The sequence below is a fragment of the Streptomyces sp. NBC_00249 genome, from assembly GCF_026342355.1.
Lineage (GTDB): Bacteria > Actinomycetota > Actinomycetes > Streptomycetales > Streptomycetaceae > Streptomyces.
On the sequence record NZ_JAPEMV010000001.1, the window covers coordinates 1404330 to 1419736 of the forward strand.

Genomic DNA, 15407 nt, shown 5'->3' on the forward strand with positions numbered 1-15407 from the left:
CGGTCAGGCGTGCCCGGCGGCCGTCTCGAAGGCAGCGTAGGCGTCGGCGCCGAAGAGGACGAAGCGGACCTCCTCGACCTCGGTACGGGTGGCCCGTACGGTCTCCACCGCGATCCGGGCGCCGTCGTCCAGGGGCCAGCCGTAGATGCCGGTGGAGATCGCCGGGAAGGCGACCGTACGGGCGCCCAGCGTGTCGGCGACCCGCAGCGCCTCGCGGTAGCAGGAGGCGAGGAGGGCGGAACGGTCCTCCTCGCGCGACCAGACCGGGCCGACGGTGTGGATGACGTGCCCGGCGGCGAGGCGGCCCGCCGTGGTGGCGACGGCCTGGCCGGTCGCCAGGCCCTTGCCGTAGTGGGAGCGGCGCAGGTCCTCGCAGGCGGCGAGGATCTCCGGGCCGCCGCGCCGGTGGATCGCCCCGTCGACTCCCCCGCCGCCGAGGAGGGAGGAGTTCGCGGCGTTGACGATCACGTCCGCCTTCTCGGCGGTGATGTCGCCCTGGACCAGGGTGATGCGGACCATCAGGAGGCCTTTCGCAGGTGCCGCCAGACCGATTTGGCGGCGTTGTGACCGGACATTCCGTGGACCCCGGGGCCGGGCGGGGTGGCGGAGGAGCAGAGGAAGACCGCCGGGTGCGCGGTGGTGTACGGGGACAGGGTGAGCTTCGGCCGGAGCAGGAGGCGCAGGCCCGCGGCGGATCCGCAGGCGATGTCCCCGCCGACGTAGTTCGGGTTGCGGGCGGCGAGCTGCGGCGGGCCGGCGGTCGCGCGGGCCAGGACCCGGTCGCGGAAGCCGGGGGCGAAGCGCTCCAGCTGGCGTTCGACGGCCTCGGTGAGGTCGCCGTCCCAGCCCGCCGGGACGTGCCCGTACGCCCAGAACACGTGCTTGCCCTCGGGCGCCCGGCCGGGGTCGACCAGGCTGGGCTGGGCGGTGATGAGGAAGGGGTTGCGCGGGGCGCGGCCGCCGGAGGCGAGCTGGAGGGCGGCGTCGATGTCGCGGGTGCCGGGGCCGATCTGGACGGTCCCGGCGCGACGCGGGGCCTCGGCGGTCCAGGGCACGGGGCCGTCCAGCGCGTAGTCGATCTTGAACACGGAGGCGCCGTACTTGTAGCCGTCGTAGGCGCGGCCGAGGCGGGCGATGCGGGCCAGGGCGGTCGGGGAGGTGTCGAAGACGTAGGCGCGGGCGGGCGGCAGGTCGTCGAGCCGTTTGACCTCGAAGCCGGTGTGGACGACGCCGCCGAGGTCCTCCAGGTACCCGGTGAGGGCGTCGGAGACCGCCTGCGAGCCGCCGCGCGGCATCGGCCAGCCGTTCGCGTGCGCGGCCAGCGCGAAGACCAGCCCGACGGCGCCCGTCCCGATGCCGCTGAGCGGGGCGATGACGTGCGCGACGAGCCCGGCGAACAGGGAGCGCGCCCGGTCGTCGCGGAAGCGGCGCATCAGCCAGGTGGAGGGCGGCAGCCCGGCCAGCCCGAACCGGGCCAGGGTGAGCGGGTCGCGGGGCAGGGCGGTGTTCGGCAGGGACATGAAGTCCCGGGCGAGGGTGTCCCACTTGCCGAGGTACGGGCCGACCAGGCGCCGGTACGCGCCCGCGTCGCGGGGCCCGAAGGAGGCGGCCGTCTCGGCGACGGAGCGGGAGAGCACGGCCGCGGTGCCGTCGTCGAAGGGGTGCGCCATGGGCAGCGGGGCGTGCAGCCACTCCAGCCCGTAGCGCCCCAGCGGCATCGTCGCGAAGACCGGGGAGCCGACGCCGAGCGGGTGCACGGCCGAGCAGGGGTCGTGTCGGAAGCCGGGGAGGGTCAGCTCCTCGGTGCGGGCCCCGCCGCCGACGGTGTCCGCGGCCTCGAAGACGGCAACGGAGCAGCCCCGCCGGGCCAGTTCGACGGCGGCCGTCAAGCCGTTGGGCCCCGCCCCCACCACGACTGCGTCGAGAATCGACGGCACTGACAGCTCCTTCGTCCGGCGGCGGCCACTGCCCCCAGGATATGACGCCCGTCCATACGGCCCCTGCCCCGCGCGGGGCCGAAGACGGCTCTACGACAGCGCCTACGCGCCGCGCAGCAGGTCGCGGATGCGGAAAGCGGTGGCCTCGTCGCGGCCCACCGCGAAGGGCAGGGCGTTGTCACGGTCCACCCGGAAGGGGACCCCGTCCACCGTGCTCTGCGCGCCGCCGGCCTCGGCGACCAGCAGGAGTCCGGCCGCGTGGTCCCAGGCCGAGGGCCAGGTGAAGGCCAGGCCGTCCGTCTCGCCGCGCGCCACCTTCAGGTACTCCAGGCCCGCCGAACCGCAGGGGCGGGCGGTGACTCCGGGCACGTCCAGCCGGGCCAGGGCCCGCTTGTCCGCCTCGGAGGTGTAGAAGGGGTGGGCCGTGGCCACGCGCAGCCCGGCGCCCGGCTCCGGCGAGCCCGCCAGGATCCGTTCGCCGCCCACGTACGCGCCCTGCCCGCGCACGGCGGTGGCCATCTCGTCCAGGGCCGGGGCGAAGGTCCAGGAGGCGAGGATCTCCCCGCGCAGGGCCAGGGCCACCAGGGTGCAGAAGGCGGGCTCGCCGTTGACGAACTGGCGGGTTCCGTCGACCGGGTCGACGATCCACACGGGCGCGTCGGCGCGCAGCGCGGCGTACACGTTCGGGTCGGCGTGCACGGACTCCTCGCCGACCACGGCCGAACCGGGCAGCAGGCGGGTCAGCGAGGCGGTGAGGTGCTCCTCCGCCATCCGGTCGGCGACGGTCACCAGGTCGTGGGGGCCGCTCTTCTGGTCCACCTCGTGCTCGGCGAGCTGCCGGAATCTCGGCATGATCTCGACCGCCGCCGCCTTGCGGACGGCTTCCTCGACATCGGGCAGGCGGCGGGCCAGGAATTCATCGATCATTGCCCCATCACATCACGCCGCCCCGGTCCGGACCCACCGGATCCGGATGGCCTTCCGGTGAAGCGGCGGCGCCCGCCGGGTGCCCTGCCTGACGGTCCGTCTCGCCCGGGGGTGCCGTCAGCCGTTGAGGGCCGGGATGACGTGCTCCCCGTAGCGGGAGACGAGGTCGGCGGCGTGGCGGTGCCGAGGCCAGGGCGGTCGGCTCGCTCCCGGCCGTTCGGCTCTGCGCAGGAGGGTCAGTCCGGCGACAGACCGAGAAGCCGCTGTGCCGCACGGCGGCTGGCCGCGAGCGCCGTCTTGGCCGCTCCGCCGCTGCCGCCGGTGAAGGTGAACACCTGGGGGGAGTCCGGCACCGCACGAAGCCTCAGTCCGCCGGAGGCCGGGTAGCAGTCGAAGGACGCGCACAGCCGCTGCGGTGCTCGCAGGTGCTGGGCCGCCGGGAGGAACCGCCGTGCGGCGGCGGTGGCCCGGGTGGCGAGCTGTGGGGCCGGCCGGACCTGGCCGGGGATCACGTCCCAGTCTTCGGTGGCCTGGCCCAGCAGCAGTGCTCCGGCGCCGTGGGGCCGACCGTACAGCCCCGAGTTCTCATCGGCGAAGATGCCGAGCCCGGGCACCTCCAAGCCGTAGACACCGTACTGGATCCGCTTGGTGCGCAGGCCGTCGACGCCGGGAAGCAGCGCGGGTGTCCAGGCGCCGGCGGCGACCACCACCAAGTCGAAGGCGGCCGAACCGCCGTCGGCCAGCAGGACGCCGGCCCTCGCGGTCACCTGCAGCACCTCGGCATCGGTGATCCGTACGCCGGTGGCGGTCAGTTGATCGAGTACGCACGAGCGGAGCAGGGCCGGCGACATGTATCCCGCCCGGCGTTCGACGACGGCGAGCGCTCCGGCCGGCAGGCCGCGCAGGCCCAGCCGCCGAGCCACCGCCTCGGCCGGCTCGACCTCGGCGGAGCCGGGTAGCAGAAGCTCCACGTGCGCCAACAGCGCGGTCGGGTCCTCACCGGGCCGCAGCAGGTAGACGGAGCCGATCTCCCGGTAGTCGCCGGCCTGCCGGAACCACGCGCTGCCGCGCAACTCGGCCAGGCTCTCGGCGGCCAGCCGGCATTCCTCGGCCGCGGTCTCGAAGCCCCGGACCATGCCTCCCGAAGCAGAGGTGGCGTCGGCGGGGTGGCCGACCGGCCCGGCGAAGACGGTGAGATCGGCGCGGCCCGCGAGCTGATGCAGGCGGTGGGCGAGCATCGCGCCGGCGATGCCGCCGCCGATCACGGCTATCCGCACGATCCGCCCTCCGCCACCGTCAGACCGCGCACGAGGTGGTTCGCGGCGGCGAGGCGAACCTGTCGACGTCCCGCAGCATGGTCAACGCACGCCGTGTTTCGGCCAGTCGGGCGTCGTCGAGGTCAGCGAGGACGAGTTCCGCCTCCTCGCCGCCGGCCGTCGCCAGGACACGGCCGTCCGGGCCGTAGACGGCACTGCGGCCACAGAAGTCCCACGGCCCCTGCCGGCCGGCGAAGTTGGCGAACAGCACGTAGAAGGTGTTCTCCAGCGCTCGGGCCGGGAAGTAGACCGACCTGCGGTGGTCCGAGTCGCCCTGGACGAAGGCCCCGCCGCACAGGTAGGCGTCCGCCCCGGAGCGGGCCGCGGCCCGCGCGTGTTCCGGAAAGCTGGAGTCGTAGCAGATGCCCAGAGCCAGCTGCCAGCCGTCCACGGTGAGAGTGCGGCAGTCGGTGCCGGGCGTGAACAGCTCGCGCTCGTGCTCCTCCAGCCGGCTCTTGCGGTAGTCGGCCAGGACTTCGCCGTCCCCGCCGACGGCTATCGCCGAGATCGCGGACTTCTCGCCCGCGGGCGTCGGCGCACCCACGACCGCGGTCACCCCGGTGGCCCGGCAGGCCTCCCGGACGACGCTCAGTTCGGGGCCGTCCGGGGTCAGGGCCCCGGCAGGCAGGGCGGACTTCAGCCAGCCCGGCTCATAGCCGGTGAGCGAGAGCTCGGGGAACAGCACGACGCGGGCGCCGGCGTCCGCCGCCCGGGCGATCGTCACCGCCGCCTCTGCGGCGTTGTACGCCACGTCCCCCGGGCGGGCGAGGGTCTGCGCGACCGCCACCCTCAGCGGGGCACGGTCGCGTGATGCGGATGCGGATGCGGATGCGGTCATCTTCTTCTGCTTCCTGACGAGTGCGGTGGTCGGGGGCGGGACGGTCAGCCGAGCAGCCACCGGCTGAGATAGAAGGCGGCGATGCCGATCGCCGACACCAGGAGGAACCTCTTCGAGATCAGACCGGCGACGAACGTCGCCGCGCCACCGATCAGATAGGGGTTCGACAGGTTCAGCTGCAGGCCGTGCCCCTCGGGCGTCAGCATGGCCGGGACGACCAGGGCCGCCAGCACCGCCGGCGGGGTGTAGCCGAGCAGGCTCTTCACCGTCGCGGGCATCTCCCGGTCGGCGAGGAGCACCAGCGGCAGGTAGCGCGGCAGGAAGCTGCACAGGCCCATGCCCAGGATCAACAGTGCCATCGTCACGCGGCGTTCTCCTCTGTCTGCTCGGTCCGCTCGGTGGCATCCGTCGCGTCGGCGGCACCGGTCCGGCGCTTCTCCACGTACTCGCACGCCGTGCCCACCAGGGCCCCGACGACCGTGGCGAGCACCACGCCCAGGTTGTACGGCAGACCGTGGGCGAGCATGACGGTCAGGCCGGCGGTCACGATGACGGTCCCGACCCGCCAGTTGGTCAGCGAGCCGGCCAGCATGGCCACGAACATGGCGGTCATCGGGAAGTCGAGCCCGAGGTTCGCCAGATCCGGCAGGGCGCTTCCCAGGGCCATGCCGACCAGGGTCGAGAGCATCCAGGTGACGTACATCGCTCCGGACGCGCCCAGGAAGAACAGGTGCTTGTGCTCGGTCAGTTCACCCTTCTTCAGGCGCTCGATGCCGACGAAGAAGACCGCGTCGATCAGGCCGAAGCCGAGCAGTACGCGCCAGCGCTGGGGCACCTCCCGGATGTGCGGCACCAGGATGGTCGAGTAGATCAGCATCCTGAGCCCGAGGATCAACGTGGTCAGCAGGACGGTCAGCCAGCCGGCGTGGCCGGCGATCAGGGCGAAGCCTACGAACTGGGCGGTGCCCGAGTTGACGGCCATCGCCAGCCCGAGGGTGGACCAACCGGACAACCCGTTGGACAGACCCAGGATTCCGCCGGCGATTCCCATCGGGACGGCCGATGCGAGGAAGGGAAGCATGCTCCTCGCCCCGTCCCGCAACTGGCGGCCGGCGCCGGACCGCGCTGGTTTTTCGGTTATGTCTGCAGTGCTCATGTGACGCGCACCTCGCTTCTCTGTCTGCTGAAGCCGGCAGGGATCCGCCGGCTCGGCGGCCGGGCCGGGTTGGTGCACCCGGCCCGGCCGCCGGGGGGTCACCGGTTCTCGGACGCCGCGTTCCAGCGGCCGAGGACCACGTCGGCCACCTCGGGCGCGGCGGTGCGGCAGAAGTAGTGCCCGCCACCACCGAGTTCGACCAGCTGAGGCTGATCGCTGAAGAGCGACCAGGCGTCGAAGCGCTGCCCGTGGTCGGGGGTGAGCGGGTCGTCCCCGGCGAAGACCGCGGTCAGCGGAGCGGACAGCCTGGCCTTCGGGCCCTGCTCCTCGGCCGCGAGCAGGTAGCCGTTGGCAGAGCCCGCGTCGTGCCGGAACACGCCGGCGACGAACTTCGCGTGCTCGGGCCGCAGGCTGTCGAACTCGGCGAAGCCCGTCTCGTCGACCAGCCACCGCACGATGTCGTCGTCCGTCATCGCCGCCGCCTGCTCGAGGCCCTGCCGGGTGATCTCGGCACTGTGCAGCAGCTTGCCGCCCACGAAGACATGGACCGGGGCCGATCCCTCGGCCTCCAGCAGCCGCGCCGTCTCCACCGCCAGGGCGGATCCGACGCAGTGGCCCCAGAGCATCACGGGCCGGCCGGCGACCGTCTGGCGGATCTCCTCCACCGCGCGGCGCGCCGTGTCCTCCAGCGAGCAGAACTCCTCGTGGGGGCGGCCGGCGTCGTGCCCGGGAAGCTCCGCGCCGTACACGGCCACCGCGCCGCCGACGGCGTCGATGGCCTGCGCCAGGGGCTCGAAGTTGATCGCGTTGCCACCCGCGTACGGGAAGCAGACCAGCACGCACTCGGCCTCTGCGGGTGCGGCCGACAGCGACTGCAGCAGGTTCTGCGACCGCGGCTCGGCCTGCTCCACCTCGGCGAGGTTGGCACGGGCCACCGCGCCGAGCGGCGCCAGGGTGGAATTGCGCATCAGGTCGGTGAGCGAGATCAGCCCCTCGAGCTCCATGACCACCCGCATCGCGGCGAGCGAGGCGCCGCCCAGCGCGAAGAAGTTGTCGTCGAGACCGATCTCGTCCAGCGGAACGTCCAGGATCGCGGACCACACCTGCGCGATGCGCCGGTCCACCTCGTCGACGGGCCGCCGGTCGGCGGCCTGCTCCCGCACCGGGTCGGCTTCGGCGGCCTCCGCCTCGAGGAGGCCGAAGGTGTGCCGCACCGGCTGGTCGCCCAGCAGCTCCAGTCCGTCCCGGTTGCGGCGGCCGTACAGACCGGTGGGCACCGGCTCGTGGCTGTCCGCGGTGAGGACGATCCGGCCGATCGTGCCGAAGGGCACGGCCAGCCCGTGCTCGTCCAGGACCCGGGCCCGGAAGGCCGCACCCGGCTCCGCGAGCGGCGCGGCCAGGGCGTCCGGCAGGACCTCGGACCGCTCGGCGCGCTCGAGGTCCGCCAGCTCGTCCGCGGCCAGCAGGTCCGCCAGGTGGTGCGGGGCGGTCAGGTCGGCCGTCATCTGCTCGAAGGCGGCCGTGTAGTAGGCACCCATCCGGGCTATCTGCCACGGCTCGAAGAGGTGGGCGTGGTAGTGCAGGCTGAGCCGCACCTCATCGGTGACGAAGTGGCGGGAGAACTCGGCGCGCAGCACGAACTCCGTCTCGGAGTTGGCCCGCACGTCCAGCAGGGAGAAGCCGTCCAGCGCCTCCAGCTGCTTCAGCAGGTAGAAGTGGGTGAAGTTGAAGGCGGTCTCGAACAGGGCGTCCTGGGTACCGAGGTCGTTCTTCATCTGCGCCATCGGGTAGCGGCGCGCGGGCAGCAGCTCGGTCTCGGAGCGGTAGACCTGGCGGATCAGGTCCTCCCACGAGCCCTCGGCTGTCCGGACACGGAACGGCACCGTGTTGAGGAAGAGCCCGATCGCCCGGGTGGCGTCCTCCGCCTCGGGACGGCCGCTGTGTTCGTACCCGGTCATCACGTCGCGGTCGCCCGAGACCAGGGAGAGCACCTTGGCGTGCGCGGCCATCAGCACGTTCTTGACCGGCACGGAGAGCTGGTTCGCGAGCGCCACGATGCGGTCGGAGAGCCCACGGGGGAACTCGGCCTCGTGGAACACCACGGGGAAGAGGTCCGCCTCGCCCGCCTGCCGGGTGCGGGGCAGTTCGGTGAAGGTGCTGTCCTCCAGCAGCTGCGCCCAGAAGGTCCGGTGGTCCTCGTCGGCCAGGGACTGGCGCTCCAGCGCGACGTAGTTGCGGGCGTGGTTCTCCACCGGGGCGTCCGGCAGGGCCCGGCCCTCGCGCAGGCGGTAGAAGAGGTCGAACAGCGTGGTGTGCACCAGGGTGATGCTCCAGCCGTCCAGCGCGGAGTTGTGCTGGCTCAGGCTGTACCGGTAGAGGTCGTCGGAGAGCACGTGCACGTGCAGCCGCACCAGACCGGGCTCGTTCCAGACGAACCGGTACGCCTTCTCCTGCGCCGCCCAGTCGCGGTACCACTCCTCCTGCTCGGCTTCGCTCATCCCGCGCAGGTCCGCGATGTACAGCGGCAGCGGGGCGTCCTCGTGCACCAGCTGCAAGTACTCGCTGTAGCCGGTGAGGTGGTAACTGGTGCGGAAGATGGGGTTGCGCTGGACCAGGACGCGGGCGGCCTGTTCGAAGCACTCGGCGTCGAACGGGCTCTGGATCATGTAGCTGAGGATGTCGTGGTACTCGGCCGTGCCCTGCGAGAGCTCGCTCTGGAACACCAGGCCCGCCTGGAGCTGGGTCATCGGGTAGGCGTCCTCGATGCCCGCCGGGATCAGCTCGCGGTCCTGCGGCGTCAGCAGCTCGAACGGGCGCAGCGGCGTGCGCTCCGCCGTCGGTCCGGACTCGGCCAGGCTGCGGGCCAGTTCGGCCACCGTCGGGTTCTGGAAGAACTGCTGGAAGGTGAAGTCCAGACCTGCCGCCCGGGCCTTGGCCAGCACCGTGACGAAGTGGATCGAGTTGCCGCCGAGCGCGAAGAAGTTGTCTTCCACGCCGATCTGCTCGTAGCCGAGCACCTCGCCCCAGATGCGGGCCAGTTCGATCTCCTCGGGCGTGGTCGGGGCCACGTAGGCGGCGGCCTCGCGCTCCGGCTGCCCGGGCTCGGGCAGGGCGCGCCGGTCCAGCTTGCCGTTCGGCGAGAGGGGGAAGACCTCCAGCGCGACGATGCGCGGCGGGACCATGTACTCGGGCAGCGTCACGCCGAGGTGCCGCTTGAGCTCGTCCTCGGCGACGGCGGTCGCCGACTGGACGTAGCCGACCAGGTAGGTCTGCCCGTCGTCGGCCTTGCGGGCGACCACCACGGCGTCCTTGACCTCGGGGTGGCGGCGCAGCTGCTCCTCGATCTCGCCGAGTTCGATGCGGTAGCCGCGAACCTTGACCTGGTGGTCGATGCGGCCCAGGTACTCGATGGTGCCGTCGGCCAGCCAGCGGGTGAGGTCGCCGGTGCGGTAGACCCGCTCCTCGCCGGCCAGCGGGGCGGCGACGAACCGCTCGGCGGTCAGCTCGGGCCGGCCCAGGTAGCCGCGGGCCAGGCCGACACCGGCGATGCACAGCTCACCCGGCACGCCGACCGGCTGCGGCCGGAGCTGGGCGTCGAGCATCAGGATGCGGGTGTTGTCGATCGGCAGTCCGATCGGGACCCGGTCGACGTCCTCGGGACCGCAGGCGTGGTGGGTCACGTCGACGGTCGCCTCAGTGGGCCCGTACAGGTTGATCAGGCGGGCGGCCGGGCCGCCCGTGGCGGCGGTGACCTCGCCGAAGCGCCGTACGTGGTGCGGCGTCAGCGCCTCACCACTGGCGAAGACCTGTCGCAGTGAAGCCAGCTTGGCCTGTTCGCCCGCCCCGGAGACGAAGTCGAGGAAGGCGGCGAGCATGGACGGCACGAAGTGCATGGTGGTGACGCCGTGGCGTTCGATGGCGGCGGTCAGCGCCTCCGGGTCGCGCTCGGCTCCGGGCTCCGGCAGGCACACGGCGGCACCCTCGAACATCCACCAGAACAGCTCCCAGACGGACACGTCGAAGGACGTGGGCGTCTTCTGCATGATCACGTCGGCCGGGTCGATCGGGTAGGCGCGCTGCATCCAGCCGATGCGGTTGACCACCGAGCGGTGCTCGATCTGGACGCCCTTGGGGTTTCCGGTCGAGCCCGAGGTGTAGATGACGTAGGCGAGGTCCCGGGCATCGCCGATGACCTCGGGGGTGCTCGCGTCCTCGGCGTACGCGGACTCGTCGGTCAGGTCCAGCGCCTCACGGCCCTCGCCGACCAGGTCGCGGTAGCGGGGCAGGGTCAGGACGAGCCGGGCGGCGCTGTCGTCCAGGACGTAGCCGATCCGCTCCACCGGGTAGCCGGGGTCGACCGGCAGGTAGGCGCCGCCCGCCTTGAGGACGGCGTAGATGGCGACCAGCATCTGCGGCGAGCGGTCGGCCAGCACCGCGACCAGGTCGTCGCGGCCCACGCCCCGGGAGCGCAGGGTGTGCGCGAGCTGGTTGGCGCGGGCGTCGAGGTCGGCGTAGGTGAGCCGGAAGCCGTCGCCGGCCACGGCGGTGGCGTCCGGGGTCAGCTTCACCCGGCGGCTGAACAGTTCGTCGAGACGCACGGTGTCCTCGAACGCCGCGTCGGTGGCGTTGACCCGGGCGATCAGGGCACGGTCGGCCTCCGAGTGCAGGTCGAGCGCGGCCAGCGCGTCGTCCGGCACGGCGGTGGCTCCGGCCAGCAGCGCGGCGCAGTGCGCGAGCAGGCGGCGGGCGGTGACGGCGCTGTGCCGCTCGGGGCGGTGGCGCAGTTCCAGGCTCAGACGGCCGGCAGTCCGGGCGAAGGAGAAGACGAGCGGGAACCGTGGACGGTCGGCGGGCCCGTCCTGCTCGGCACGTACGGTGTCGACCAGCACCTCGGCGAAGGGGTGCGCTCCGTGACCCGCGTCCGCCCCGAACTCCTCGGCGAGGAGTTCGATCGGGTAGTCCTGGTGTTCCAGCGCGGCCAGCAGCCGGGGCTTGACCTCACCGAGCAGCCCGCGGAACGTGAGTTCGGGGGTGAACGGCAGACGCAGCACCAGCGCGTCGGCCAGCGGGCGGGCGTCGCCACCGGCGTCGGCGGCGGGGATCGCCACGACTGCCTCCTCCCCGCCGGTGTAGCGCTGCAGCAGGGTTCCGACGGCCGCCACCAGGACGGAGTGCAGCGCGGCTTCCTGGCCGCGGGTCAGCTTCTCGATCCGGGCGCTCAGGTCCGCGTCGAGGTCCAGTCCGACCGTCGCGTGCGGGCCCGGTTCGGCGGGGCGGCCGGGGGCGTCGGAGGGGAAGCCGGTGCGCTCGGGCAGAGCGGCGAGAGCGGCACGCCAGAACGCGCCTTCGCGGGGGCGCTGCGCCGCCGCGACCTTGAGCCGGCCGAGGGTTTCCAGGGATTGCATGGTGCCTTCCAGGTTTCGTAAATCAGAAGTCGAAGTCGAGATCGGGCAGGGGCTGCGCCTTGGCCGCCACCCGTCCCATGCCGTGCAGTGCCGCGTCCGGGTCGCCCAGGGCCGCGTCGAGCAGCGTCAGCAGCTCGTCGCGGAACAGCTCGACGGTGGGCCGCAGGAAGAGGCTGGTGCTGTAGGCCCAGTTGGCGGTGAAGCCCTCGGGGGCGTCTTCGATCTGCAGGTTCAGGTCGAAGATCGTGCGTCCGGTGGCCTCGGGGAGCCAGCGTGGCTGTCCGCCGAGGAAGCCCACCTGGTGGAGCCCGGTGTCCTGCACCGCGAACAGGGTGTCGAACAGCGGATTGCGGCTGTAATCCCGTTCGCCGGTGGCGGCCACGATCTCCTCGAACGGGAAGTCCTGGTGGTCGGCGGCGGCCACCGCGTGTTCGGCGACCGCCCGCAGGTACGTGCGGAAGGAAAGCTCCGGGTCCGGGTTGAGGCGCAGGCACAGCGTGTTGACGAACATGCCCTGGACCCGCTCCACGCCCGGCAGGTGACGCCCTGACACGGGCGTGCCCACCGTCACGTCGTCGCTGCCGCTCATCCGCCCCAGGAACGCCGTGTATCCGGCGAGCAGGACGTGGAACGGGGTCACCCCTTCGCTGCGCGCCAGCTCCCGCACCGCGCGGCTGAGCTCCGCGCCGAGCGGGAAGCCCAAGTAGGCGCCCTCGGTGCGGCGCACCGGCGGCCGGGGCAGGTCGGTGGGCAGGTCGAGCGGCCGCACCGGCGTGGCGTACGTACGCAGCCAGAACTCGCGCTGACTCATCGCGAGTTCGCGCCCCCGGGGCCCCGTGGCCCAGCGGGCGAAATCACGGTAGCCGAGCTCGGGCTCCGACGGCTGCCCACCGTCCAGCAGCTGCGCCCACTCGGTAGCCAGGAGCATCAGCGAGTAGCCGTCGGTGAGCAGGTGGTGGATGTCCAGCACCAGCCGGGTCCCGGTGCCGTGGCGCAGCAGGGCCGCCCGCCACAGGGGTCCACGGTGTGGGTCGAATGCCCTGACCCACCCCGCGGTCCACGCGTCGACGTCGGCGTCGGCCGACAGCTCCACCTGCTCCAGTACGACGGGCAGGTCGTCGTGGACGCGCTGCCGGGGGCGTCCTTCGCCGTCCAGGGCGACATCGGTCCGCAGCACCTCGTGCCGGGCCACCAGGGCGGCCAGGGTGACGCGCAGCCGCTCGGCCGACGGGGCCGAGGGCAGATCCACCACGAGCGGCAGGTTGTACTCGGTCCCGGCAGGGTCCTTCAGCTGCTCGATGTAGATCCGGTGCTGCTGCGGCGACAGCGGGGCCGGCTCCCCGGCGCCGTCCGGGCGTACGCCCAGCGGCTCCGGGCCGTGGTCGGCGGTCTCGGCCGTCCGCAGCCGCTCGGCAAGCCCGGCCACCGTCCGGGCGGCCAGCACCAGCGAGACGGGGCAGACCAGCTTGAGGGTGCGTCGGACGCGGGCGGACACCCGGGTCGCGGTCAGCGAGCTGGCCCCGTGGGTGTCCAGCGGATCGTCGACGCCGATCCCCCGGATTCCGAGGACGTCCTCCCAGAGCTCCAGCAGCCTGCGTTCCAGATCGTCGCCGGGCGGCCGGGCGCCGCTCGTCCGCGTGCCGGTCCCGGCCGCGGGCAGCGCGGCCCGGTCCACCTTGCCGTTGGCGGTCAGCGGCAGCGCGGGCAGCACCATCACGTACGACGGGACCATGTGCGGCGGCAGCAGCTCGGCGGCGGCCGCCCGGACCAGGTCGGCGTCGAGTTCCCGGTCGCCGACGAGGTACCCGCACAAGTAGCTGTCCGAGGAGTCGGGGCGGCGCCTGGCCAGCACGACGGCCGCCCGTACGCCGGGCAGCGACGCCAGGGTGGTTTCGACCTCGCCGGGCTCCACCCGGAAGCCCCGGACCTTTACCTGGTGGTCGGTCCGGCCGACGAAGTCGACGGCGCCGTCCGGCAGCAGCCGTACCCGGTCACCCGTGCGGTACAGCGTCTCGCCGGGCGCGAACGGGTGCGGCACGAAGGCCAGCTCCGTGAGGTCGGGCCGGCCGTGGTAGCCCAGGGCCAGGCCGTCGCCGCCGACGTACAGCTCGCCGGGGACGCCGGTGGGCAGCGGCAGGCCGTCCTGGTTGAGCACGTAAGCGGTCGCGTTGGGCACCGGGCGGCCGATCGGCACCCGGGCGCCGACCGGGCCGCCGAGGACCTGGCAGGTGGAGATGACGGCGTTCTCGGTCGGCCCGTAGGCGTTGACCAGCCGTAGGCCGGGATTGACGGACAGCACCTCGCGGGCGTGCCCGGCGGAGAGTACGTCGCCGCCGACGAGCAGGTCGCGCAGCGGACGGAACAGGCCCGGGTCCTCGTCGGCGAGCTGGTTGAACAGAGCGGAGGTGAACAGGGCCGTGGTGATGCCTTGTTCGCGCAGGGCGCGGCCCAGCTCCTCGGTGTCGAGCAGGGTCTCGCGGTCCAGTATGTGCAGCGTGCCGCCGCCGAGCAGGGCGCCCCACATCTCCCACACGGACGCGTCGAAGCCGGTGGCTCCGACCTGGGCCATCCTCGTGGTCGAGTCCAGTCGCACATAGTCGGCCGCGCTGACCAGACGGACGATGCCGCGGTGCGGAACCAGCACGCCCTTGGGCTTGCCGGTGGTGCCGGAGGTGTACATCAGGTACGCGGCGTCCCCGGCGCCCGGCGGCGGCCCGTCGGGGGCGGGTGCGGCCTCGTGGGCCGGCGGCGGCGCCTGCCAGTCCATGGTGTCGAGGTCGAGCACCGTGCTCGGCAGGTCGGGCACCGGGCCGAGGCCTTCGGCCAGGGCGCCGGTGGTCAGCACCAGGCGGGCTGCGCTGTCCGCCAGCAGGTACGCGATGCGGTCGCCCGGATAGCCGGGGTCGACCGGCAGGTAGACGCCACCGGCCTTGAGCACCGCGAGCGCGGCGACGACCAGACCCGCCTCGCGCGGCATCAGCAGGGCGACCGGCTCGGACGGGAGCAGCCCTTCGGCGCGCAGCCGGTGCGCCAGCAGCTCGGCCCGTCGGTCGAGTTCCGCGTAGCTGAGTACGGTGTCGCCGTGCACCACGGCAGGGTGGCCGGGCGCGGTGCGGGCCCGTTCGGCGAACAGCTCCTCGACCCGGCTCTCCCGCGGGTACTCGGCCCCCGTGTCGTTCCATTCCACGAGCAGCCGGGTGCGCTCAGCGGGCGACAGCGGGTCCAGCTCGCGGACCGGGAGCTCCGGGGAGCGTGTGGCTTCGGCCAGTGCGTTCGCCAGGTGTACGGCATGCCGGGACACCGCGTCCGCCCGGTGCACGGCCGGATCGTGCCACAGCCGCAGGACGGGGCCTTCACCGGTGTCGTCGATTTCCACGACGAGCGTCCCGGCGGGCGCCGTACCGGCGTGGCCGGCGCTCGCCCGGTGGACGAGCAGGGGCATGGCGCCCTCGGCGGGTTCGCCCCGCGCTGCGGAGTGCAGTGCGTGCTCGGCCGCCGATTCGAGGCCGCCGAGGGACGTGGCCGGCTCGACCCTCAGCCGTACCGTCATCGGCCGGGCCGCGCCGTCGGGCTGGAAGCCGAGGTCGAGGTCCTGCCGACCGGTGTGGTGGTAGAGGAGCGCGGCCCAGGCGGCGAGCACCCGGGCGGGCGCGCTCGCCGGGCCGGTCGGCGCGGGGAGCGGCACGGGGTACGGTCCCTGCTCCGTCGCGGCGCCGCCCTCGGGGCCGTACGCGTGGGCTGCGGCCGGGTCCGCGGGTCCGGGCAGCCAGGCCGTCAGCTCCGCGCCCGCCATGGGGGCGGATCCTTCGGGGTGCGTGCTCATGCGAC

The 15407-nt window shown here is 73.2% G+C and carries 9 protein-coding genes; all 9 read right to left on the minus strand.

Annotated elements, in window-relative coordinates:
* Positions 1-3 precede the first annotated feature (3 nt).
* Positions 4-519, minus strand: coding sequence for an O-acetyl-ADP-ribose deacetylase (locus OOK31_RS06310; protein ID WP_267011326.1), 516 nt, complete (start codon positions 517-519; stop codon positions 4-6).
* Positions 519-1937 carry an NAD(P)/FAD-dependent oxidoreductase gene (locus tag OOK31_RS06315; RefSeq protein ID WP_267011327.1) on the minus strand — a complete coding sequence of 473 codons (1419 nt, stop codon included), beginning with the start codon at positions 1935-1937 and terminating at the stop codon, positions 519-521. Before OOK31_RS06315 ends, OOK31_RS06310 begins: the two co-directional genes overlap by 1 nt.
* Before the next feature lie 102 nt (positions 1938-2039).
* Positions 2040-2864, minus strand: coding sequence for an inositol monophosphatase (locus tag OOK31_RS06320; RefSeq protein WP_267011328.1), 825 nt, complete (start codon positions 2862-2864; stop codon positions 2040-2042).
* 236 nt (positions 2865-3100) lie between these two features.
* Positions 3101-4141, minus strand: a complete 1041-nt coding sequence (locus OOK31_RS06325; protein ID WP_267011329.1) for an FAD-binding oxidoreductase — start codon at positions 4139-4141, stop codon at positions 3101-3103.
* 19 nt (positions 4142-4160) lie between these two features.
* Positions 4161-5018, minus strand: coding sequence for a carbon-nitrogen hydrolase family protein (locus tag OOK31_RS06330; protein ID WP_267011330.1), 858 nt, complete (start codon positions 5016-5018; stop codon positions 4161-4163).
* Positions 5019-5062: 44 nt separating this feature from the next.
* Positions 5063-5377: an AzlD domain-containing protein gene (locus tag OOK31_RS06335; RefSeq protein WP_267011849.1), complete on the minus strand. Its 315-nt coding sequence runs from the start codon at positions 5375-5377 to the stop codon at positions 5063-5065.
* A gap of 2 nt (positions 5378-5379) precedes the next feature.
* Positions 5380-6099 (minus strand): AzlC family ABC transporter permease, encoded by a 720-nt coding sequence (locus OOK31_RS06340; RefSeq protein ID WP_267011331.1) that lies wholly within the window; start codon positions 6097-6099, stop codon positions 5380-5382.
* Positions 6100-6272: 173 nt separating this feature from the next.
* Positions 6273-11579 (minus strand): non-ribosomal peptide synthetase, encoded by a 5307-nt coding sequence (locus OOK31_RS06345; RefSeq protein ID WP_267011332.1) that lies wholly within the window; start codon positions 11577-11579, stop codon positions 6273-6275.
* A 22-nt stretch (positions 11580-11601) separates the two neighbouring features.
* Positions 11602-15402 (minus strand): amino acid adenylation domain-containing protein, encoded by a 3801-nt coding sequence (locus tag OOK31_RS06350; protein WP_267011333.1) that lies wholly within the window; start codon positions 15400-15402, stop codon positions 11602-11604.
* Between the last annotated feature and the right edge of the window lie 5 nt (positions 15403-15407).